This is a genomic window from Methylovulum sp. (assembly GCF_028687615.1).
Lineage (GTDB): Bacteria > Pseudomonadota > Gammaproteobacteria > Methylococcales > Methylomonadaceae > Methylovulum.
On record NZ_JAQTZU010000004.1, the window covers coordinates 88,105 to 110,116 of the forward strand.

Here is a 22,012-nt window from a genome sequence, read left to right on the forward strand (position 1 = left end):
TTAAAAATAATCATAAAAGCCTGCCCACAGGCTTGTTTCTCCTGCCCGAAATGGCTTGGGCGGATGGCATTAACCAAGCCAACACGGCTTGGATGCTAACGTCAACGGCGTTGGTCTTGTTTATGACGATCCCAGGCCTTTCGCTATTTTATGCGGGTTTGGTGCGCAGTAAAAATGTCTTGTCGGTATTGATGCAATGTTTCGCCATCACTTGTTTGGTGTCGATTTTGTGGCTGGCAGGTGTCCACAGCTTTATTTTCAGCAACGGTGGCGGGCTGCAAAAAATTATTGGCGGCGCATCCAAAATGTTTGTTGCAGGCATGGACACCACCTCGCTGAACGGCGACATTCCCGAAACGGTTTTTTTCATGTTTCAAATGACTTTCACCATCATCACCCCTGCGTTGATAGTCGGTGCGTTTGCCGAACGTATGAAATTTTCGGCGATGTTGTGGCTTAGCGCCTTATGGCTGATCATGGTTTATATGCCGATCTGCCACTGGATGTGGGGGGCGGTTGGCAGATATGGGTGCTCTGGATTTTGCTGGCGGTATCGTCATCCATGTCAATGCGGGGGGTGCCGCATTGGTATCGGCTTTGGTGCTGGGCAACCGCAAAGGTTTCCCGACCACTGCCATGCCGCCACACAATATGACGCTGGTCGTCACTGGCGAGGGCATGTTGTGGGTGGGCTGGTATGGTTTCAGCGTACAAGCCGCCACCATCTGGAGCGCATTGTCCAGCTATCTTATTTTGAAATTGCTCGATAGCTGGCTAGGTTTGCGGGTCACCCCTGATGAACACGAAGAAACCGGTTATCTCGATTTATAGTTTGGTTTAGACAAATAGGCGGCATTTTATCTGTTTGGATGCCGCCTTTTTTGTTTATAATCAATCACAATATTACAATCCCATAAGTGCTTGCTTGTTTTACTAAAAGAACGGGTAAGCACTTATGGGATTGTAATACCCATTCAACAAGATTATGTGTGTTCACAATTACTTGCTAAAAAGCGTGGGCGGGGCGTTCCCTGTTCGATGCAAGCACTTATGAAGCAATTAATAACTGCTGAAAAATCCGCCGCTTATGAATAGCCGACCTGTCTTCTTTACCAGAAAACCCGTAGTCATAGCTATTTGTCTGCTAGCTGCGGGGGTTATAGCGGTTATTTACAGCTTACCGGCATTGCTAACCAGCGAATTAACTGCGTTTATCGAGAAGAATACCGGAAGAAAAGCAACAATCGCAGCAGTGAAGCTACAGTTAGATCCATTGACAATAGGCTTAAAAGATTTTGTCATCCACGAAAAAAATGCCGAAAATTTTATAGCTTTTGATGAATTATTAATAAAAATTAACGTCGTCCAATCCATTCAAGATGCGGCATTGATCATTGATGAGCTATCACTGCAAAAACCCGTGGTGCATCTTGCCAGGCAAGCAGACGGTAATTTCAATTTTCAAGATTTGCTCAAAAATCAAAATGATGCTGAAACTAATCATCAAGGCAAATTCTCAGTAAACGTCGTCAAACTGTCTCTAAGTGATGGCAAGCTGGTTTGGAACGATGGCAAAAACACCCCGGCGTGGTCAGAAACACTGGAATCCTTACAGTTAGGGCTTGAAAATTTTAGCACCCGGAACAACAAACCCGCCAACGCCCAACTCGACTTCAAACTCCAATCCGGCGGCCATATAAGCTGGACGGGCACCATTGGACTAAATCCTCTAGCCTCACAAGGCCATCTCAAACTAGAGCATCTGAACCTGTCCAAATTTATCAAAACTTTTGCCCCAAACAGCGGCCTAGCCAATATCAGTGCCGATAATGCCTTAGATGCCGACTACCAAATAAGGTATGTTAATGGCAAACCCAGCCTGTCCATCCCTAAAGCCTCTGTTGATTTGCACGATATTGAATACACCCAATCGGGACAAACGATTAAACTTGCCAATTTTAAACACGAAACCGCGTTAGGCTTCGATTCTGCCGATCAGAACTGGCAACTGGACGCCAAAACCGCCAAAATCCAAATCGACGATCTTCGTCTCCAAGATAAACTACAGGGCAAATTAAACAAATTAGCTATTGAAGCGCCTTATCGGATCAGCTATGACAATAAGCATCTGGATATTGCCATCCATGAGGGTTCCCTGGAAGGCAAGGAATTGCGTGTATCGGATCAGGAAAAAAATCTCGCATTTTTTCCGGCATTGGCTTTGCACGGTGTCCAAGTCAACCTCGATAAGCACATCTTGAAAGCCAGCTCTGCATCACTGGATAATGCCAATCTAAACGTGTGGCTAAATGCCGACGGCACAAGCAATTATCAATCCTTGATGCCGGTTGCCGGTGCCCCAATGCCTGTGCCAGCTTCACCTTCCGTAGAAAACTGGCAAATTAACATAGAAAACATTGCCTTAAACCAATGTGCCATCAATTTTGAAGATCGTAGCTTACCCAAGCCAACAACACTGGTGCTAAAGCCCGTTAATTTGAAACTAAATGCTTTTAGCAACCAGCCAGCCACGCGCTGGCCTTTTGAGCTGACCGCCGGAGTCAATGGAAACGGTCTGATTGCATTGAAAGGGAGCACCTCTTTGACACCATTTGCGGCAAAAGCGAATGTCGAGGTCAAGAACATCGAGCTGGAAAAATTCCAACCTTATTACGATAAATTTATCCGTCTGGATCTGATTGACGGAATGCTAAATATCGACGGGGAATTATCCTTGCAACAACAACCAGCCGAACCATTGGATGTGCAATTCAGCGGCAACAGCAGGGTAAACGACTTATTGATCCGCGACCAGCGCGTCCATAAAGACTTCCTCAAATGGGAGGATTTAACCCTTAAAAATCTGGCGGTCGATGTCTTGAACCAGCGTTATACCGCCGCCGAATTGATCATCAACAAACCCTATGCGCGGGTCACTATCAGAAAAGACAAAACTGTCAATTTTTCTAACTTGCTTATCACCGGCAATAACCAAGCGAAGACGGATAATCCCAGAAAAAAAACAGCAGCCAAACAGCCTTATTTCAAACTGGGCAAAATCAAAATTATCGACGGCTCTTCAGACTTTACCGATCTCTCACTAATCTTGCCTTTTTCCGCGTATATCAAAAGCTTGGACGGAGGGGCCAGCGGTGTATCGTCAGACAAGAACAGCCAAATCCAAGTCGATTTAAAGGGGAACGCCTACGATTTGGCACCGGTTGACATTATCGGCAAAATCACCCCCTATTTGGGTGAATACCAAACCAAAATCAATTTTAATGGCTTGCCCATGCCGCTGGTTTCGTCTTATATGGTGCAATTCGCCGGCTATAAAGTCGAAAAAGGCAAAATGACTTTAAATCTTGATTATCAAATCGCCGACAAAAAACTGACCGCATCCAACCATTTTTTAATCGACCAATTCGAGCTGGGGGAACGCGTCCAACATCCCGATGCGGTTTCCCTGCCCATTAAACTGGCTGTCGCGTTATTGAAGGACAGCAACGGTAAAATAAAAATTGATGTGCCAATCTCTGGCAATCTTGACAATCCAAAGTTTAATATCGGCGCCATCATCGCCGATGCCTTGCTCAATTCCCTCAGTAAAATCATCAGCTCACCTTTTACGGTTTTGGCTTCGCTCATAGGCCATGAGGACGCAAGCTTGAACACGGTCCATTTTAAAGCGGGCAGCGCGACATTGGCTAGCAGCCAACAGGTAAAACTGCATGAAATCGCCGCCGCCTTGCAAAATCGCCCAAAATTGATGTTGGAAATTAGAGGCGCAACACTGGAGACATTGGATTGGCCTGCCATCAGTGATGACGCGCTTTACGACCAATTGAAAATTCGCCGGGCTGCGGAAATCAACCAACACACCAGCAGGAAAATACGCGCTGAATATGTCGAATTGTCAAACGAAGAATACCAGCGTTTGCTCGCCGATATGTTCATCGAAAAATTTCCGCTATTGGCAGAAAAATCTTTCTTGGGCGTTCCGCAATTAAAAAACCCTAAAACAGGGCAACAATTCTATGAGGTCGCCAAACAAAAGTTACAGGATATTATTAAACCAGAACAGGAAAGGTTAAAAGAACTGGCAAATAATAGGGCGCAAACCATCGCCAAGTATTTTGTGCAACAAGGCAAAATCGCCCAAGAACGTGTTTATATCTTGGATTCAGTCGTCAATGCCGATAAAAACAGCAAAGAAATCGTCAGTTTATTATCATTAAAAGTAAATTGAGCCGTATCGAAAAATGACCCGGCCGTATCACTCTTTTCGATTTACCTGTTTAATGGCGATTTTTCAGCTAGAATTATCGATAAAAGCTTTGTTATTTAGTTTATAAGTAATCACATACCAAATTATTTATAAGCCTTCAGGTCATTTTTATCGGAATCGCTATTTTATTAAAGACCACGCCATGTAAAATAGCCGCTATCTGACCCAAAGTTAAATAGTTGTAGTCAGTTTTCTTAATACTCCGAAGTCAATCGCATTATTTTTTATGCATCTCTTGAAAAGGCTACTATACTTTTTTGAGTTGTTATTTTGTGGTCGCGCTAAAAGCAAATCAAAACAGGTGAATGTTGTTGTGCAAACAGAGGTGTCATCTATGGATCACATTAATGGTCATGTTTTTAAGGATAAGTTATGGGATTGTTTAGTCATAAACAGAACACCGTTCTGAGTATTGATATCAGTACGGCTGCAGTAAAAATGCTGGAGTTAAGCCGTTTGGGTATCCGTTACCGGGTTGAAAGCTACGCCGTCGCCCCCCTGCCAAAAGATGCTGTTATTGATAAGAATGTTGCCAATGTCAACATGATTGCGGACACCATCAAAATCGCTTTGAAACAATCCGGCACCAAATTAAAACAGGCAACAGTTGCCGTGGCCGGATCTTCAGTCATGACGAAAATTATCACTATGGATGCGTCTTTAAGCGAAGATGAAATGGAGGAGCAAATTATGATCGAAGCCGATCAATATGTGCCCTATTCGCTTGATGAGGTCAATTTTGATTTTGAAGTACAAGGCTTCAATGAAAACAACCCCGAAATGGTTGATGTGCTGCTTGCCGCGTCTAGACGGGGAAATGTCGAAAACCGTGTCGAAGCCTTAGCAAAAGCCGGTTTAAAAACTAAAATCGTCGATGTTGAAGCTTTCGCAATGGAAAATGCCTTTTCCCTGCTTGCCGAGCAATTTGCCGATTCAGTAGACGGGCAAACCGTCGCAATTGCTGACATAGGCGCCACGATAACAACGCTCAATGTCCTTCATAATAGCCGTAACATCTATACACGGGAACAAGGTTTTGGTGGCAAACAATTGACTGAAGAAATTCAACGCCGTTACGGGCTATCTTACGAAGAAGCGGGCTTGGCTAAAAGGCATGGCGGCTTACCAGACAATTACACCACCGATGTGCTGGATCCGTTCAAAAGGGCGATAGTCCAACAAATCCAACGTTCATTGCAATTCTTTGTCTCTTCGAGCGCGAACCGAAGCATCGATAGGATGATATTGGCGGGGGGCTGTGCCTCAATACAGGGTGTAGACCAATTGATTGAAAAAAATTTAGGTATCCCTGTTTACATCGCCAATCCCTTTGTGAATATGAAGTTATCCAATAAAGTAAAGCCTCAAACCTTGAGCAACGATGCACCGTCAATGATGACTGCCTGCGGTTTGGCATTAAGGAGTTTTGACTAATGGCAAAAATCAACCTGCTGCCTTGGCGAGAAGAGCTGCGCAAGCAAAAAAAGCAGGATTTTTTAAATTCTCTGGCTCTGGGTGCCCTCGTTTCGATAATGATCCTAGGTATCATCCACTCCTATTACGAAGGCTTAAAGTCTTATCAAGAGCGCAGAAATAAATTATTACAAGACGAAATAGCGTTGCTTGATAAAAAAATCACCGATATTAACAGTATTGAGGAAAAGAAAAGCAAACTTTTGGCGAAAATTGACCTGTTGCAAAAACTTCAGGAAAGCCGCCCTGAAATTGTGCATTTATTTGATGAAATCCCAAAAATCACACCGGATGGAGTCTTCCTTACCAAATTTACCCAACTGGGAACAGATTTGGCTTTTGAAGGAAAATCCCAATCTAACGCACGGGTTTCTGCGATGATGAGAAACATTGAAGCTTCCCAATGGTTAAATTCCCCCTCTTTAAACATCATCAAAGTACCCGATAAGGCCAACCTTGATCTCTTAAGCGACTTTACCTTACATGCTAAACAAGGAAAAAAAGCCGTCGACCCACTAAAAAAGCCTGAAGACAATATAACCAAGGCTTCAGCGGCACCAAAGAGAGGCAAATAATGAATCTGTCTGAAATTAATTGGGATTTTAATGCAGCGGGACAGTGGCCGTGGCCTGTAAAAGCCGCCGCCATTTTTATTGTGAGTGCCACAGTCCTTGGTTTAGGGGTTTATTTTGATACTGCCGACCAAGTTAAAACATTAAATGCGGCGGAACAAAAAGAGCTGGAATTGAAAAACAGTTTTGAAGCCAAGCAAAAAAAGGCCGTCAATCTTGCAGACTACCAAGAGCAGTTAATGCAAATTGAAGCAGAACTGTATGAAATGATCCAGCAGATGCCTACTAAAGAAGAAGTGGCAAGCTTACTGACCGACATTTCCCAAACGGCGTTAGCCAGCGGTTTGGAAATCAGGTTGTTCAAACCCAGCCCGGCCATTAACAAAGACTTTTATGCCGAATTGCCTATCAATATCGAAGTCATTGGCAAATATCAGGAACTCGGTTTGTTTATCAGCGGCCTAGCTTCCTTACCAAGGATAGTCACCGTACACGATGTTAGCATTCTGCCTAAAGACAAGGAAAAGGACAGCAAAATTACAAAGGACAACAAAGTGCTTAAAACAGGTGATATGCTGATGAAAGTAACGGTAAAAACCTATAACGAAAGCACCGAATCGGCGGCACCGACAAAAACGGCGGCGAGTAAAAAAAGAGGTAACAAGTAATGATGACGCGAAATGAATTACCTTGCACTTGCCGCAAACTGGCAAATCCACCAAACAATCCAGTTTTATTCTTATTGTTAATATCAAGCAGTTTACTATCGGGCTGTGGCAGCAATGATATAGTCGATTTAAAAAAATACATCGAGGAAGTTAAGGCAAGACCCAAAAGTGCTATTGAAAAATTGCCGGAAATTAACATGGTAGATCCCTTTGTATTCCCGGTAGATACCCTGCGCGACCCGTTTAAGCCATTGGAAGAACCCGAAACATATCAAGGCGGGGGTATGACTGTAGGTAATGGACTAAAACCTGATTTCACCCGACGTAAGGAAGAACTGGAAGCCTTTCCATTGGACGGTTTAAAAATGGCAGGGACTATCGTAATGAAATCAAAATTATGGGGATTGGTGAAAGCCAGTGACAAGACTATACACCGCGTTCAAGTAGGGAATTATATGGGCAAGAATTTTGGAGAAATCATACGGATAAGCACTGAAAAAATTGAGTTATTGGAAATAGTGCCTGACAAGCCTGGGACATGGCGAGAGCAACAATCTTACTTAGCGTTGACACAGTGATTTTGGGGACACAGAATGAAAAACAAACAAAGTAGCATAATGTTAAAAATGGAGCAGTCTTTATATGCTCTTATGAGCGTAGGTTTATTGCTATGTATCTTTCAAGTCACCCCGGTTAATGCTGGTGATCCTACAATCTCCGGCTTGGATATTTCCACGCTGGCAGGTGATAAATTACAGATACGCCTGGATATGAGCCAGGCCGCCATCACCCCAAAAGTCTTCAAAACCGATAATCCAGCCCGTATCGCCTTGGATTTTCCTGGGGTCAAAAATGGCTTGGGTAAAAAAATATTTCCCATCAACCAAGGTATCGCCACCAATATCTATATCGCCGAAGCGGCGGATAGGGTTCGAGTCGTCCTGAATCTCATCGAATCGGCCCCCTTTGAAACCAAAGTAGTTGGCGACAAAGTCTACCTGACCTTAAGCAGAAGCCGCTCTGCGTTACCTGCAAATTATAATCCGGTCAAATCCAAAACCTCGTCCACACGGCCTTCATCGACCAGGCCCTTGGGTAATTCGGCAATAGCCAGCCTAATGCCGCAACAAACCATCAGCGGTTTTGATTTCAAGCGCGGCGAAAAAGGCGAAGGGCGCATTTTGATTTCTTTGGCCAATCCGAACACCATCGTCAATACGAAAGAAGAAGGTGGTAAAGTCATCGTCAGCTTTGTCAATACCCAGCTTAATGAGAATATGGCGAAACGCTTGGACGTGTCCGAATTTGCCACACCAGTCAAATTTATTGATACGGTTTCAAAAAACCAGGAAACGACCATGACGGTCGTCATGCAGAATAATCTATATGATTACTCGCTGTTGCAATCTGAAGGCCTGTTGACCGTTGAATTCCGCCCCTTAAGCAATGAAGAAAAAGAGGTGCTGGAAAAATCCCGTGTCAAATACGCTGGCGAACGCTTAACCTTAAATTTCCAAGAAATTGAAGTCCGTAGTGTCATAGCGATATTAGCCGAATTTACCGGACAAAACGTGGTGGCAGGCGATGATGTCACCGGTACAATCACGATAAAATTGGACGATGTCCCTTGGGATGAAGCCTTGGACTTCGTTATGATGACCAAAGAATTGGGAAAATATGAAACCGGTAACGTCACGCTGATTTCACCATTGGACAAAATTAAAGACTACAAGAAAAAACAAAAGGAAACCGAAGCGGTAGTCGAGCAACTCGATCCATTGGTTACTGAATATATTCAAATCAATTACGCAAAAGCTGAAGGTTTTAGAAATCTACTGTACGGAATGGATACTGGTCAGTTTGGTAATTGCAGTGTCAGACAACGTGTAGGTAGTTCAGCGACTAGCGGGGGCGGAAATTCATCGCAAAGTGGCCAAGGTCAAAGCCAACAAAGCTTTAACCCTAGCCAAGGCCAACGCTCAGGAGGCCAGGGCCAAGGTGGTTCAAGCGGTGCTACTGATGACAAATATAAACTGCTTTCAGAACGTGGTTCCGCGGTTGTCGATGCCAGAACCAACACCTTGATAGTCCGTGAAACGGCAAAACGCCTTGAAGAAGTCAAAAAACTGATCCGCAAACTTGACGTGACTGTACGGCAGGTGATGATTGAATCAAGAATTGTGGTCGCCACCAATACTTTTGCCAGGGAATTAGGAGTCAAGTTTGGCACCACCAAACAGGTTAATCTTGGTGATAACAGTAGCTTTGCCCTAGGCGGTCGCGGAACTAAGAGCAACGCAAACGCACTGCCTGACTCCAATGGCAATATCGGTACCATATCTGACCAATTGGTTGACCTTGGTACATCGTCAACTCCTTATGGCGCATTAGGCATGACCTTGGTGCGCGGTGCTGACTATGTCCTTAATCTTGAATTATCTGCCTTACAAGATGAAAACCGGGGCGAACTGATTTCCAATCCCAGGGTGATGACCTCCGACCGTTGCCAGGCCAACATCAAACAAGGGGTGCAGATCCCTTACCAAACCTCAAGTGCCAATACCGGCGTCAATATCCAATTCGTTGATGCCGTGTTGCAGCTTGATGTAACCCCGCAAATCACACCGAACGGCAGTATCATCATGGACTTGTTCATCACCAAAGATGCTGTAGGAGCGGTCACTGCTGGCGTACCGAGTATTGATACCCGCAACATCAGGACTATGGTGCGTGTCAACGATGGTGAAACCGTCGTCTTGGGGGGGATTTTTGAAGGCACTAATAACAATATCCTCAACAAAGTCCCGTTCTTTGCTGATTTGCCAGGTATTGGATTTTTGTTCAAACGCACAGAGAATACGGATGAGAAAAAGGAATTGTTGATTTTTGTCACGCCAAAAGTGATGAAAGATGACATAACACCTAATTGACCGCTTCCCGTCACTGTCAAAAGGGGGCATAATGCCCCCCTTTTTTATTTTATCAACAAGTATTGAAAGGCTCAGTCCTGATAATCCGTTTATATTAATCGTCGCATAAGTTCTTGCATGGAATAAAGCCTGTAAACCTTGTTATAACCGGGTACTGGGAGAGTCAATATGCGAAAACTAAAAGAACGATTAATACAATACTTTCATTAATTATTCCCAGATTTGGGGAAATCAGACCAGCAAGGTATTTTGATGACAAAATCAGAAAACATATATTTAGTTGGCCTTATGGGTGCAGGAAAAACAACAATAGGCCGGCAATTGGCCAAAGCTTTGGCAGTGCCTTTTTATGATAGTGACAAGGCCATTGAAGAACGGACTGGCGTAGATATCCCGACCATTTTCGAATTTGAAGGCGAAGAAGGATTTCGGGATCGTGAGCAAAAAATGTTGCAAGAATTGACAAAAATGCAAGGCATCGTGCTAGCAACTGGCGGCGGCGTCATTCTCCGTGAGGAAAACCGTAACCTGCTCATCAAAAATGGCTTCATCGTCTATTTACAGTGTTCAGTAGAACGGATACTGGAACGTACCCGCCGTGATACCCAACGGCCTTTGTTAAGGGCAGAAAACCCCAAGGAACGCATAGAGTCTTTATTCATCCAGCGCGAACCGCTGTACTTGGCCTGTGCCGATTTTAAAATTGACACCGGGATCATGCAAAGCAAAGAAGTTGTTGAGCAAATCCTCGCCGCCTACCGCGCCATAAACCACTAATATTGATGAAAAATCTACTTGTTGAATTAGGTGAGCGCAGTTACCCGATTTATATAGGTTCCGGTTTGTTACAACAAGCGGAAATCTTAACAAAACATATCAAATCCAAACAAGTCATGGTGGTGACCAACACCACCATTGCCCCGTTGTATCTCGACACCGTACTAAAACATCTGGCGGATTACCATGTTGAACAAACCATCTTGCCAGATGGCGAACAATATAAAAACCTTGAATTTTTAAACCACATCTTTGATAAATTGCTGGCCTGCAAATTCAGCCGCAATGCCACCTTAATCGCCCTCGGTGGAGGCGTTATTGGTGATATGGGCGGGTTTGCCGCCGCCTGCTACCAACGGGGCATACCTTTTTTACAAATTCCCACGACTTTATTGGCACAGGTAGATTCTTCCGTGGGCGGTAAAACCGGCGTCAACCACCCACTCGGTAAAAATATGCTGGGGGCCTTTTACCAGCCCCAATGTGTCATCGCCGATGCCGATGTCCTAGATACACTCGATAACCGCGAACTGTCCGCCGGACTGGCTGAAGTCATCAAATACGGATTAATCCGGGACTATCAATTTTTTGAATGGCTGGAACAAAATATCGCGTTGTTACTGGCCCGCGACAAAGCGGCCTTGGCTTATGCGATTGAGCAATCCTGCTTAAACAAAGCTGCCATTGTTGCCGAGGATGAAACTGAAACCGGAGTCCGTGCGACCTTAAATTTAGGCCATACTTTTGGACATGCGATAGAAACCGGCACGGGTTATGGCACTTATCTGCATGGTGAAGCCGTCGCCATTGGCACTTGCCAGGCCGCCGACCTTTCCAGAAGAAAAGGCTATTTGAACGATGGCGATGTCAAGCGCATTATCACATTATTTACCAAAGCAAATTTACCCGTCACCCCACCCGCACAATTAGATACCGAACGTTTCCTGGATTTGATGGCCGTTGACAAAAAAAATGTCGATGGAAAAATCCGCCTGATTTTATTGAATAAAATCGGCCAGGCAACACTTCCTAACTATATCGACCCGGAATTACTTGAGCTGACCTTAAAAAACTATGGTAGACAGTGATAACTTTAACGAACAGCTAAAGTTATCGAAAAGGGACTCAACTTATCCAGACCATTATTCTTTGATAACCTTAGAACGAACTGAAAAACTTGACTTATTGATACACCTGATCAACCATCTCAGCTCGTCTATTGTGGTATGCGGGCCTAAAGGCATAGGTAAATCAACCCTGCTTAATGCCTTGCAGGAACATCCGTCGGCATCATGGCAATGCTGTGCCATATCAGGAACGCCTGAGCTTGACATGGAAGCCCTGCAACAAACCATCCAACAACAAGCAACAACGACCGTTACCAAAGCGGCCGCCACCGCCAACAAAAAAACCGTTCTGCTTATCGATGAAGCAGGTTTTTTAACACCAGGCCTAATCACGTCAATCATCCAATACAGCACTGGAAAGAATCAATTACGGATTGTTTTTGCTTTAACACCTGATGAGCTGTATCTAAAAAACCATTCTGACAGCCTGGTTAATGAATGCTATGTCATCGAAATACCCGCCTTATCTGAAAAACAGTGCGGGGAATTCCTCCAACTCTTGGCAAGCAAGCCCGGTGGACGTATTTCAAACACCGGACTAAACGACACCGTTGCATCAAGCATGTACCTTAAAACCCATGGGGTGCCAGGCAATATAATCGCCAACTTGCCCTATATCGCCCATACCCAAAAAAAAGACCGTACACTTCCTATATTGATTGCCGCTGTCATTTTACTGGTCACATTAACACTGGGCATCCAATGGCGTAGCCAGATAACAACGATCTTTAGCCAATTTATTGGACATAACCAGACCAACCCCTAATGCACTGAACATGACACTCTTAAAAAACGATATATTTATCAAAGCCCTGTTAAAACAGCCTATAGACCGGACACCCGTATGGATGATGCGTCAGGCCGGACGATATTTACCAGAATACCGGCAAGTGCGTGAACAGGCGGGCAGTTTCATGAATCTTTGCACCAACCCTGAATTGGCCTGTGAAGTGACCCTGCAACCCTTGCGCCGCTTTGCCTTTGACGCGGCAATTTTGTTTTCGGACATTTTGACCATACCCGATGCAATGGGTCTGGGCTTACACTTCACCGAAGGCGAAGGCCCCAAGTTCACCCGTCCAGTCCGCACTGCCGCCGATATCCACAAATTGCCCATCCCTGAACCCACTGCCGAATTGCGTTATGTCATTGACGCCGTGGCGTTAATCCGCAAAAACTTGCAAAATAACGTACCGCTGATTGGATTTTCTGGCAGCCCTTGGACATTGGCGACTTACATGGTCGAAGGCGGCGGCAGCAAAAGCTTTCAAAAAGTCAAAAGCCTGATGTACGAACAACCCGCCTTGATGCATTTGATGCTCGACAAACTCGCCCAATCCGTCGCCGTTTATCTAAATGCCCAAATTGATGCCGGTGCACAGGCGGTCATGTTGTTTGACACCTGGGGAGGCATGTTAAGCAGCGAAGATTATCTGGAGTTCTCCCTGCGCTACGCCAAACAAGTCAGGGTCTTGCTGAAAACCGAAGTGGACGGGCAAACCATCCCCACCATCTTGTTCACCAAAGGTGGCGGTTTGTGGCTGGAAGCAATGAGCGATGCGGGCTACGATGCCTTAGGTTTGGATTGGCAAACCGACATCCAGCAAGCCCGCGTTAGGGTCGGCAATAAAGCCGCCCTGCAAGGCAATATGGATCCGGTCGCTTTATATGCCAAACCGGAAATCATCCAAGAAAAGGTCAAAACCGTATTGGCAAAATACGGTGCTGGCTCCGGGCATGTGTTCAATCTCGGACATGGTATTTTGCCTGATATTAACCCGGACCATGTCAAGGCAATGGTGGATGCAGTGCATAAGTTCAGTCCGGCTTATCATCAGGCATAAATCGGCGCAAAATGGGTCTTTCCCTACATGAACCCTTCAACACACTGCCCAAAATAGGCCGCAAAGTCATTTCCTGCACAACTTATATCTTGGCGATGACCGAGGCCACGGGTTCTTCCTGTGGATTGGGCCTATCTAAATCGGAATAACCACCTTCCTCAACCCAAACCCAATCATTTAGCCCTAAGGTTAAAAAACGGTCGTGGATACGCTGGTCATATTTCCAGCGCAGGTAGCGGACGTGGCGTTGGATGTCCTGGTTTCTGACCCGCTGGGTATTGGCACCACCTTCGATGTATTGCAAATACCCCGGTATCGGAATCCTCACCATAATAGTGTCTAAAAAGGTGCGGATCAGCAATTCGAAATCATTGGCGACATGCAGGAAACGGTTACCTTACACACCACCCTAACGCGATTGTGGCCAGTTTGCGTGAAATCTTGTATCTGCCTTTAGATGGCTTGCTTTATGTCACTAAAACCATAGGCACTGAAAACGTTCCGGCTCGCGCACTGGGCGGACGTTTCACAATAGCGGAAATGTTCTCCTGCCCGATAGCTTCACTTTCGATTATCCCCCATAATCTGTCGTGCAGAACGGCTTATTCCACCCGACCTAACCCCGACCCTGTTTCGCTTAACCAATGCCAAGGCTTTTCTTCAAACCCATTCCTAAACAAAATCACCCATGAATCCAACTACCCCAACTACGTCAATCCTTCCCGACGCATCCACCACCCCATCCGGGCAAGCTCCTGTTGCATCGGCTACACAACGCAACAATCCTTTGCACGGCATCACCTTGGAGACCATCGTCACGGAATTGGTGGCGCATTATGGCTGGGTTGAATTGGCGGGACACATACCCATACGCTGCTTCAGCAGTGAACCCAGCATTTCCTCCAGCCTAAAATTCTTGCGTAAAACGCCGTGGGCGCGTGAAAAAGTGGAGGGGCTTTATTGTGACATGCCGCGTGGGACAGGACATGACACGCGGATTTAGGTGGGCCTGATGCTGCTAACAGATGAAACAATCCTGGGTTATGGCACGGCGCTAGGCATCGGCCTACTCATCGGCACCGAACGCGAACGGCACAAAGGAATGGGGGCTAGCCGTGCACCGTCGGGCATCCGCACCTTCGCCACGGTTTCCCTGCTGGGTGCGGTGAGTTTGACGCTGGGCGGCTCTATGCTGCTTGCCGTGATGGCATTGGCGATTGCGGGGCTCTCCGCGATGGCTTATAGCCGCAACCAAGAGCAAGATCCCGGTTTGACGACCGATGCCGCATTGCTGCTCACACTGCTGCTCGGCGGCCTGGCGATACGCGAACCCGCCATGTCATCAGCCCTGGCTGTTATTTTGACTATCTTGCTGAACGCACGGACTTATCTCCACCGTTTCGTCAGCACCGTCCTTAGCGAGGCCGAACTCAACGACACGCTGATTCTCGCCGCAGCGGCCCTGGTGCTGCTGCCCCTGGCCCCCAACCACTACATCGGGCCTTTCAATGCCTTGAACCTACGGACGATCTGGATAATTGCCATCCTCATCATGGCCATCAGCACCACCGGCTACATCTCGCTACGCGTCATGGGGCCGCGTATCGGCCTGCCCATCACGGGACTCACCTCCGGCTTTGTGTCGAGTGCCGCGACCATCAGCTCAATGGGCGCCAGGGCGGCATTGGATCCAAAACTCTTGGCAGGCGCCGTAGCCGGCGCAGTTTTATCCACCGTGGCGACCGTCATCCAAATGACGCTGATCCTGGAAGCCACCAATCAATCCACCTTCTTGGCACTTTGGCTTCCGCTAGCCTTCGCCGGCGTCACCGCAATGGTCTATGGCGCGGTCTTCACCCGAAGGGCACTGCGTGAAAATGTCCTGGAAACCGTTGACTTGGGACGGCCATTCAGCCTTAAAACAGCATTGGTCTTCGCGGTGACCGTTTCAACGGTCATGTTGCTCTCCGCCGCCCTGGAGCAATACTTGGGCAAAGAAGGCGTCATTGCCGCCGCAGCGGTTGCCGGATTTGCCGACACCCATTCCGCAGCGGTCGCGGTCGCGTCCCTCGTAGCCGCCGGAAAAATCAACGCTAACGAAGCGGTGTTGCCCATACTTGCCGGCCTGACAACGAACACCATCACGAAAATAACGCTTGCCCTCCTCAGCGGAGACCGAAGGTTCATCATGGCGGTCATCCCTGGGCTGATCCTGGTCATACTTGCGGCATGGATGGGCGCGGTATTCAGCTTGGGATATTTTTAGCCATAGCCACACTAAGGAATGTGCATAGAATAAATTCGCGGATCAAAACCTGTCAGCGAGTAGCCCGTAAGGAGCGAAGCGGATTACGGGTTTTTCCAACTTCGATATGGCTGATGTTTTTCCTTAAGTTGATGCGTATGGGGTCGCCTAATGCGCCTACTGTTGGTAGCGGTAGCGCTTGTGCCCTATGGGTAAATCCGATCTCAATCGATCAGCTTTCAGGTGGGGATGACATATCGGAACTTTCGATTTCTTCCAAGAATTGGCTAACCCAGCGTTCGATGCGCGGCAGGCAACCATTCAACGAGGCCTGTTTTTCTGGGATGGCAAAATAATCAGGTTCATGGAGATAAGGATTTCTGATCCTTCCGACATCAATGGCATCGTGGCTGAGGTCGACGATACGCCCGCCGATAAGATTATATTGATGTTCATAATGACCGCAGATCGACCCGCCGAATATCTGGTTCATAAACAGGCTTCCATACTTGCAGGATCCTGACAAATCAGTTGGCATAATGGCTCCACGCTCGGCGGCTTGTTCGCACCATTTACGGAACACAAAAACCTTGGCTTGTGCGAAACGTTCGTAGGAATAGGCAAGTTGTGCCTCCCGGTTTATAGTCCAATCAGTCATGTTAAGGGCCTAAGCAAAGCAGATGTTGGCCCTCCTGACGGACAAGAGGGATATGGCGGAGATGCGCGGTAAAATCAACTAATACCCCGCTCTGTTTAGGATACCGCGTGAGGCTGGCAATATCAAAAAAAATAGACAGGGCTGTTCTTAAAAACGATAAGCAAACCCTGTTTTTAGCTACCTTCCCTGCTCCTGCGTTTTAGCCCGTGCCAAAGCATGAAGTTTATGGCGATGATTTTATCGGCATCGCCCCAGCCGAAGAGCAAGCCTGAAAACTCTGGGATTGCGCCACAGGAACCTTACGCGCCGTGGCTGAAACTAAAGGCGGTTTGCATGAGGATAAATGCAATCCTGAATGAAGGCGGGCGTTGTTGAAGTTGGGACGATAAGAACCAAGAAAGCCCCCTATCATTCGCGAATGATAGGGGGCTTTTTCAACCAACTTTAATCAACTAATTGCTGATTTTAGTCAAAACCTGATTCGAACTGACAGGCATTGCTGTCGCAGACCGAATCAGAGCGGATGCTGCAACTTTAGCATTGCCGTTAGGTATGGCAGGAATTTTCACGTCGACTTGAACATTGCGGACTGCATCAGTATCCAATCTTCCCAGGGTAATGATGACCGTCTTACCGACCTGGACGGCAGCATCACCCAGTTTGCTAACCAATTCAGCATGTTCTGGTAATGTCAATACGGCTTGTGTGCCGTTAAGCGCATAACCGGTATTGTTTCCGATACTCAGCTTATAACTAAAGGTATTTCCAGCTTTGGCGTTATAAGGAGCTATCAGCTTAGTCTTTAGCGTATTGGCTATTACCGGCTTGGTTACGGTGAACATATCCAATAATGCTGGTTTTCCTATGGCTGGTGGGGATACCACGTCTCCAGTAATCGGATCATTTAATGGCACAAAGAAGCATCAAACTGATTGCTTACGGAATAGTTGGACGCTAAAAACAGTATCAAGAGATTTTTGTTTGAGTCCGTCTTGGAGTCAAAAAACATGTTTTTTTACTCCACATAATCAATAGCTTAACAACTACCAAGATAGTAGAATCCCGCTTCTTCGTATCTTAAAATAGCGTCCAACTATTCCGTCAGCGTTGCGTTTTTTGGCGTAAAGTATTCCGTAAGCAATCAATCAAACCCTTCTGCTGGCAGGCCCGGCCCGGTAACATGATAGTAATAAGTCTCGTCGTATTTTAAGCCAGTCAATGTGGCATAGTAGTTCACATGCGCGCCTGAAGCAGTAGGAGGCACGGGTAGCGCAGGGTCTGCGCTCAAATAATCGTCAACAACACGGCCTTTTACGCTTGCTTTTCTACCTAAACGGGGAGTTAAACCGTATTCGACTGTATAAGAAGAAGCCTTGGGTGTCGCCTCATCCGTCTGCCAGGCAATAACTTTAAGGTCGCTGAGTTTGAATGCGCTCGCGTCACCTGGCTGCATGTAGGGTTTATAAGTCACTTCCAAAGCAAGGGAGGACATGGCGCCTGTGGTTAAAAATGCAGACGCGAACATCATCGCGACCACTTTTTTTCGTAAAAACATAACTTTCTCCAAATTAAGAATTAAGGTTAGTATTTAGCTTGCGAGAAAAGGGAATTAAAAAATTGTCAAATTGCCCCTGTCTCAAGCAAGCACCCTAAACGTCAATTGTTATATTTTGAAGTACTTGGTATTACATATTGGTGAAAATATTATTTTTAAATAGACACTTCGTCCTTATTAAGTTGCCTTAAGGCTTGGTAATCTACGCGACAACCTGCCAATTTGGAATCTGGCTCTTGGCATTTAAAACGGCGAAAAAACTGGCGGTCTAGTCAGTGCCAACAAACATAAGGTTCACTAAAGCACCATAAAAAACGGGGGCAATACGCCCCCGTTCATTTGTCACCTTGGGAAACTCGCCGTTTCCCAATAGTGCTATACCAGACTAGCTTATTTCCAATTGGAAAGTTTCACGATAACGCCATGACCCGTAATATTGTGCTGAACGCTGAAATAGTAGTTTTTACCGTCAGCATCAAAAAAACCGCCGGTAGATTCTGCTGTCAGGTCATTCAAGCTAACGATACGGACACAACCATCGGATAACGTATCCACATCATAGCCGTCTTCCAAACATGTCCAAATATCATTGTTATGTGGATTTGTTGCAAAACCAGGTGCATCACCATCTTCATTGATGATCCAGTTGCCGCGGCCTGGTTGGTAGGCGATATTGTCCATCATGGCAAATTCTGAAGTACCAGTCACCAATAATTGGACTTCAGGAGTGGCGGTATTGGCAGCAGCTTCTTTCACAGTACCGTCAGTAATACAGATAGTTTCGCCCCAATATTTATCCGCTTCTTCGTTGCCGGTGTTGTTGGCGCAGAAACGCACTTTACCCTTGGCGAGGGACATAGGGTCCATGTTGGCGTCTTCAGGACGGTAGTAACCAGTCAATTTAAGATTGGCGGCGGCGGCACGCAAATCAGCGCCGTTTGAATTGTCCACCTTCACCCAAACGCCCAAGCCAGTGTTTGTGCCTTGACCGTAATCAGTCTGACCAGAATTCATGCCAACACGCAAGCCGTAAACCTGACCGGAAACCAAAGGCGATTGGTCAAGGCTGGAGATTTTGCCGCCAGTCCACAGGGTATCCGGGATATATTTAAAATAAGCACCGCCTGCTACACCTTTTGATGGACGCAACTCATCGCCGTAGTACATGACACCGTTAGGATAAGCAACAACCCCTTCGAAAGACAAATGGCCGATGGCATGACGAATAGCCACTTTACCGGCATCAGTGCCGCTCAAAGTTTGTGCAGCACGGTCATAAACAACACCGGTAGTGTTCAACGGATCGATCAATTCCAAGACTGTACCCGTATTGCCTGCTTCTTCACCAACGATGACAGTGCCCCAAGCCGTACCCTGAACTGGATCACAAGAAACGGTTCCGCTCAAAATAGTTTCAACGGCACCGTCTGAAAGACGTATGCGTTGGACACCAGGATCGGATGCGCCTTGTTCGTTACAGGCGATGATGTGAGTTGGTTTTTCTTGTGGCCATAACGCCATCATGTCGATGTTGGGAGCCAAATTAGCGGCGGCAGAAACGACTGTGGCACGAAGAGAACCGGCGGTTTTAACCAGAGCGACAGGATCAGCTTCAGCAGTAGCGGCATTTAGGCTATCAGTAGAAGATCTGGCCAATGTCCCCCTAACACCAAAAAGTTGCAGGGAATGCTGACGCAACATCTTATCGCGAAGTACGCCAAAGCCTTTGTCAATTTCAAGATCTACAGAAAAAGCAGGTGCGGAAAGGGTAACAGCCAACGCCATCCCGCCAATAAGTAACTTGGTTTTCATATTTTCCTCCGATAAAGTCAAATAGCTTAATTACGCAACACAATGTTGCGTGAGATTATGATAAAGCTGTTTTATTACAGTTTGATTTTCTAGCCCGCAAAACTAGGTGATTTTTGTGATAGCATTTGTAATAGCAAACGACCTACCCGCAATATCAATAACCTATAGATTAAGCGGCTACTACAAGTCCGTACCCTCATGGCGCCGCAACGCCCACCGCACATGCTCCCTAACTAATTCAGACGGATGTGCCAGGCGTTTTTTTAAAACCCCGATTATTCCGGCAGAACCGGATGCATTGCCCAACGCCACGGCGATATTACGCAACCAACGTTCATGCCCTATCCGCCGTATCGCCGAACCTTCGGTCTTGCTCAAAAATTCCGCTTCATCCCACGCAAACACATCCAATAATTGCCGGGTGTCCAGCCTATGCCGTGGGTGGAAATCTGCTTCATCACTGAATTTTGCAAAACGATTCCACGGACACACCAATTGGCAATCATCACAACCGTAAATGCGGTTGCCAATTAACGGGCGCAAATCTTCAGGGATAGCACCGTGCAATTCGATGGTCAGATACGACACACAACGGCGGGCATCCACTTGATAGGGCGCGACTATCGCCTGCGTCGGGCAAATGTCCAAACACGCCGTGCAGCCGCCGCAATGGTTTTTGGCTGGCGTATCAGCAGGTAAGGGTAAATCCGTGTAAATCTCACCCAGAAAAAACCACGACCCGGCTTTGCGGTTGATCAGATTCGAATGCTTGCCTATCCAGCCCAAACCGGCTTTTTCGGCAAGGGCTTTTTCCAACACCGGCGCACTGTCTACAAACACGCGGTAGCCCAATTCGCCGTATTGCGCTTGGATTTTGTCGGCGAGTTTTTGCAAACGGTTGCGTAGGACTTTGTGGTAATCCCGCCCCAGCGCGTAGCGGGAAATATACGCGGCGGCAGAATCAGCCAAGGTTTCGTGCATGGCGGGGGCTTCCGGCAAGTAGTCCATGCGCACGGAAATGATGCTCTTCGTACCTTCTTGCAGCATCGCCGGACGGCTACGCTTTAACCCATGCCGCTGCATATATTCCATGTCCCCATGAAAGTCCTTGGCTAACCAATCGTGCAGATGCTGTTCCGCATCCGCCAAATCGGTGTCGCTAATGCCAACTTGCTGGAAGCCTAGCTCCAGGCCCCATTGTTTGATGTCATTGGCAAGGCTGCTTAAGGTGTTTTCTGTTAAATCCATAGAGGCATTGGGCAAATAAGGCTATTGGGCTTAACTAAAACCAGACTAAAACCAGCAAAAAGAAAATTTGGAATGTCATATTTCAATGTTAGGCTACGGAAGCCCTATAATCTTGGCTCAAGCAATATTAACTTACAGGTATAAAGCCTATCATGAGCTTATCGCCCATCCTGCTTCAAGCCAGTGAGCTTGGCATCCGTCTTGAAATTGTCAATGGCTTGCATATTTGGGAAGCCCAGCCTGTTTACCGCCACCAGAAACATATTGAGCGTATCGTCAACGGTATCGCCAAATCGAGTGATCATCAAACTGAGTGTGGATGTGTCCACGCCGTCGATGTGTATATCCAGTTCCCCAATGGCCTAAAACGCCCTGATATTTCCATTTTTTGCCGCGAACCCAGCGAAGAAGAACAAGATTCTGCACTGACTATGATTCCCGAAGCGGTCATCGAAGTCGTCAGCAAAGGCTATGAAGCCAAAGACCTGGAAATTGGCCCGCCTTTTTATTTGTCGCAAGGGGTCAAGGACGTGATTGTCTTCGACCCGCTGACTTTATTAGTCCTGCATGTCCGCAAAGACCGGACGACACGGCAGGTGTCGCCCGTTATCATTGAGTTGGAATGTGGTTGTCAGGTTATGGCTTGATTATCAGCTTATTAACTGATGTTACGCAGACATTTTCTACGATTTGAAAATAAATAATGAAGAGTCGCTATCGCGACGTTTTTTTAATCGGGTTCTCGCACCCGAAGGCGAGATACTTTCTTTTGCTCCGCCAAAAGAAAGTATCCAAAGAAAAGGCGGCCCGGTTGC

19 protein-coding genes and 1 pseudogene are annotated in these 22,012 nt (G+C 46.6%); 14 read left to right on the forward strand and 6 right to left on the reverse strand.

The window, feature by feature from the left end:
* Positions 1 to 122: 122 nt before the first annotated feature.
* The 11 genes and pseudogenes from PHH59_RS03610 (at position 123) to hemE (ending at position 13,679) form a co-directional block, all read left to right on the forward strand.
* A pseudogene (locus tag PHH59_RS03610) lies at positions 123 to 831 on the forward strand (hypothetical protein).
* 421 nt (positions 832 to 1,252) lie between these two features.
* A complete protein-coding gene (locus PHH59_RS03615) occupies positions 1,253 to 4,249 on the forward strand; it encodes a DUF748 domain-containing protein (protein WP_300011356.1) in 2,997 nt (998 codons plus the stop codon).
* 411 nt (positions 4,250 to 4,660) lie between these two features.
* Complete coding sequence (locus PHH59_RS03620) at positions 4,661 to 5,722, forward strand: pilus assembly protein PilM (protein WP_300011359.1); 1,062 nt, start codon at positions 4,661 to 4,663, stop codon at positions 5,720 to 5,722.
* Positions 5,722 to 6,336, forward strand: coding sequence for a PilN domain-containing protein (locus PHH59_RS03625; RefSeq protein ID WP_300011362.1), 615 nt, complete (start codon positions 5,722 to 5,724; stop codon positions 6,334 to 6,336). Before PHH59_RS03620 ends, PHH59_RS03625 begins: the two co-directional genes overlap by 1 nt.
* The gene (locus PHH59_RS03630; RefSeq protein WP_300011365.1) at positions 6,336 to 7,001 is read left to right on the forward strand and encodes a type 4a pilus biogenesis protein PilO; all 666 of its coding nucleotides are present in this window, start codon (positions 6,336 to 6,338) and stop codon (positions 6,999 to 7,001) included. Before PHH59_RS03625 ends, PHH59_RS03630 begins: the two co-directional genes overlap by 1 nt.
* Positions 7,001 to 7,579, forward strand: coding sequence for a pilus assembly protein PilP (locus PHH59_RS03635; RefSeq protein WP_300011368.1), 579 nt, complete (start codon positions 7,001 to 7,003; stop codon positions 7,577 to 7,579). Before PHH59_RS03630 ends, PHH59_RS03635 begins: the two co-directional genes overlap by 1 nt.
* A 72-nt stretch (positions 7,580 to 7,651) precedes the next feature.
* Complete coding sequence (pilQ, locus tag PHH59_RS03640; RefSeq protein ID WP_366145448.1) at positions 7,652 to 9,931, forward strand: type IV pilus secretin PilQ; 2,280 nt, start codon at positions 7,652 to 7,654, stop codon at positions 9,929 to 9,931.
* Between the two features lie 252 nt (positions 9,932 to 10,183).
* A complete protein-coding gene (gene aroK, locus PHH59_RS03645) occupies positions 10,184 to 10,708 on the forward strand; it encodes a shikimate kinase AroK (RefSeq protein ID WP_300011373.1) in 525 nt (174 codons plus the stop codon).
* A 5-nt stretch (positions 10,709 to 10,713) separates the two neighbouring features.
* A complete protein-coding gene (aroB, locus tag PHH59_RS03650) occupies positions 10,714 to 11,796 on the forward strand; it encodes a 3-dehydroquinate synthase (protein WP_300011376.1) in 1,083 nt (360 codons plus the stop codon).
* Positions 11,783 to 12,601: an AAA family ATPase gene (locus PHH59_RS03655; protein ID WP_300011378.1), complete on the forward strand. Its 819-nt coding sequence runs from the start codon at positions 11,783 to 11,785 to the stop codon at positions 12,599 to 12,601. The genes aroB and PHH59_RS03655 overlap by 14 nt, the downstream gene beginning before the upstream one ends.
* Before the next feature lie 10 nt (positions 12,602 to 12,611).
* Positions 12,612 to 13,679: a uroporphyrinogen decarboxylase gene (gene hemE / locus PHH59_RS03660; RefSeq protein ID WP_300011381.1), complete on the forward strand. Its 1,068-nt coding sequence runs from the start codon at positions 12,612 to 12,614 to the stop codon at positions 13,677 to 13,679.
* Between the two features lie 82 nt (positions 13,680 to 13,761).
* On the opposite strand, the gene PHH59_RS03665 is transcribed toward hemE, so the two are convergent.
* On the reverse strand, positions 13,762 to 14,040 hold the full coding sequence (locus PHH59_RS03665; protein WP_300011384.1) for a hypothetical protein: 279 nt from the start codon (positions 14,038 to 14,040) through the stop codon (positions 13,762 to 13,764).
* A gap of 426 nt (positions 14,041 to 14,466) precedes the next feature.
* On the opposite strand from PHH59_RS03665, the gene PHH59_RS03670 reads away from it, so the two are divergent.
* Both PHH59_RS03670 and PHH59_RS03675 read left to right on the forward strand, forming a co-directional pair.
* Complete coding sequence (locus PHH59_RS03670; RefSeq protein WP_300011573.1) at positions 14,467 to 14,682, forward strand: VF530 family DNA-binding protein; 216 nt, start codon at positions 14,467 to 14,469, stop codon at positions 14,680 to 14,682.
* A 9-nt stretch (positions 14,683 to 14,691) separates the two neighbouring features.
* Positions 14,692 to 15,945, forward strand: a complete 1,254-nt coding sequence (locus tag PHH59_RS03675; protein ID WP_300011387.1) for a DUF4010 domain-containing protein — start codon at positions 14,692 to 14,694, stop codon at positions 15,943 to 15,945.
* A gap of 211 nt (positions 15,946 to 16,156) precedes the next feature.
* Here PHH59_RS03675 and PHH59_RS03680 read toward each other — a convergent pair whose 3' ends face one another.
* The 5 genes from PHH59_RS03680 to queG form a co-directional block, all read right to left on the reverse strand.
* Positions 16,157 to 16,582, reverse strand: coding sequence for a transcriptional regulator (locus PHH59_RS03680; RefSeq protein ID WP_300011390.1), 426 nt, complete (start codon positions 16,580 to 16,582; stop codon positions 16,157 to 16,159).
* A gap of 452 nt (positions 16,583 to 17,034) precedes the next feature.
* Positions 17,035 to 17,424: a hypothetical protein gene (locus PHH59_RS03685; protein ID WP_300011393.1), complete on the reverse strand. Its 390-nt coding sequence runs from the start codon at positions 17,422 to 17,424 to the stop codon at positions 17,035 to 17,037.
* Between the two features lie 299 nt (positions 17,425 to 17,723).
* Positions 17,724 to 18,137 carry a hypothetical protein gene (locus PHH59_RS03690; protein WP_300011396.1) on the reverse strand — a complete coding sequence of 138 codons (414 nt, stop codon included), beginning with the start codon at positions 18,135 to 18,137 and terminating at the stop codon, positions 17,724 to 17,726.
* 390 nt (positions 18,138 to 18,527) lie between these two features.
* Positions 18,528 to 19,949, reverse strand: a complete 1,422-nt coding sequence (locus tag PHH59_RS03695) for a hypothetical protein (RefSeq protein ID WP_300011399.1) — start codon at positions 19,947 to 19,949, stop codon at positions 18,528 to 18,530.
* Positions 19,950 to 20,129: 180 nt separating this feature from the next.
* Positions 20,130 to 21,197 carry a tRNA epoxyqueuosine(34) reductase QueG gene (gene queG, locus PHH59_RS03700; protein WP_300011402.1) on the reverse strand — a complete coding sequence of 356 codons (1,068 nt, stop codon included), beginning with the start codon at positions 21,195 to 21,197 and terminating at the stop codon, positions 20,130 to 20,132.
* Positions 21,198 to 21,349: 152 nt separating this feature from the next.
* Between queG and PHH59_RS03705 the strand changes: the two genes are divergently transcribed.
* Positions 21,350 to 21,844, forward strand: coding sequence for a Uma2 family endonuclease (locus PHH59_RS03705; RefSeq protein WP_300011405.1), 495 nt, complete (start codon positions 21,350 to 21,352; stop codon positions 21,842 to 21,844).
* The last annotated feature ends 168 nt before the right edge of the window (positions 21,845 to 22,012 follow it).

Bases quoted from the DNA above. Each gene is read 5' to 3' on its own strand.
- PHH59_RS03685 (WP_300011393.1), bottom strand. From the start codon at position 17,424: ATGTTCACCGTAACCAAGCCGGTAATAGCCAATACGCTAAAGACTAAG.
- aroB (WP_300011376.1), top strand. From the start codon at position 10,714: ATGAAAAATCTACTTGTTGAATTAGGTGAGCGCAGTTACCCGATTTAT.
- PHH59_RS03675 (WP_300011387.1), top strand. From the start codon at position 14,692: ATGCTGCTAACAGATGAAACAATCCTGGGTTATGGCACGGCGCTAGGC.
- PHH59_RS03630 (WP_300011365.1), top strand. From the start codon at position 6,336: ATGAATCTGTCTGAAATTAATTGGGATTTTAATGCAGCGGGACAGTGG.
- PHH59_RS03655 (WP_300011378.1), top strand. From the start codon at position 11,783: ATGGTAGACAGTGATAACTTTAACGAACAGCTAAAGTTATCGAAAAGG.
- PHH59_RS03705 (WP_300011405.1), top strand. From the start codon at position 21,350: ATGAGCTTATCGCCCATCCTGCTTCAAGCCAGTGAGCTTGGCATCCGT.
- aroK (WP_300011373.1), top strand. From the start codon at position 10,184: ATGACAAAATCAGAAAACATATATTTAGTTGGCCTTATGGGTGCAGGA.
- hemE (WP_300011381.1), top strand. From the start codon at position 12,612: ATGACACTCTTAAAAAACGATATATTTATCAAAGCCCTGTTAAAACAG.
- PHH59_RS03690 (WP_300011396.1), bottom strand. From the start codon at position 18,137: ATGTTTTTACGAAAAAAAGTGGTCGCGATGATGTTCGCGTCTGCATTT.
- PHH59_RS03625 (WP_300011362.1), top strand. From the start codon at position 5,722: ATGGCAAAAATCAACCTGCTGCCTTGGCGAGAAGAGCTGCGCAAGCAA.
- PHH59_RS03620 (WP_300011359.1), top strand. From the start codon at position 4,661: ATGGGATTGTTTAGTCATAAACAGAACACCGTTCTGAGTATTGATATC.
- PHH59_RS03680 (WP_300011390.1), bottom strand. From the start codon at position 16,582: ATGACTGATTGGACTATAAACCGGGAGGCACAACTTGCCTATTCCTAC.
- queG (WP_300011402.1), bottom strand. From the start codon at position 21,197: ATGGATTTAACAGAAAACACCTTAAGCAGCCTTGCCAATGACATCAAA.
- PHH59_RS03695 (WP_300011399.1), bottom strand. From the start codon at position 19,949: ATGAAAACCAAGTTACTTATTGGCGGGATGGCGTTGGCTGTTACCCTT.
- PHH59_RS03635 (WP_300011368.1), top strand. From the start codon at position 7,001: ATGATGACGCGAAATGAATTACCTTGCACTTGCCGCAAACTGGCAAAT.
- pilQ (WP_366145448.1), top strand. From the start codon at position 7,652: ATGAGCGTAGGTTTATTGCTATGTATCTTTCAAGTCACCCCGGTTAAT.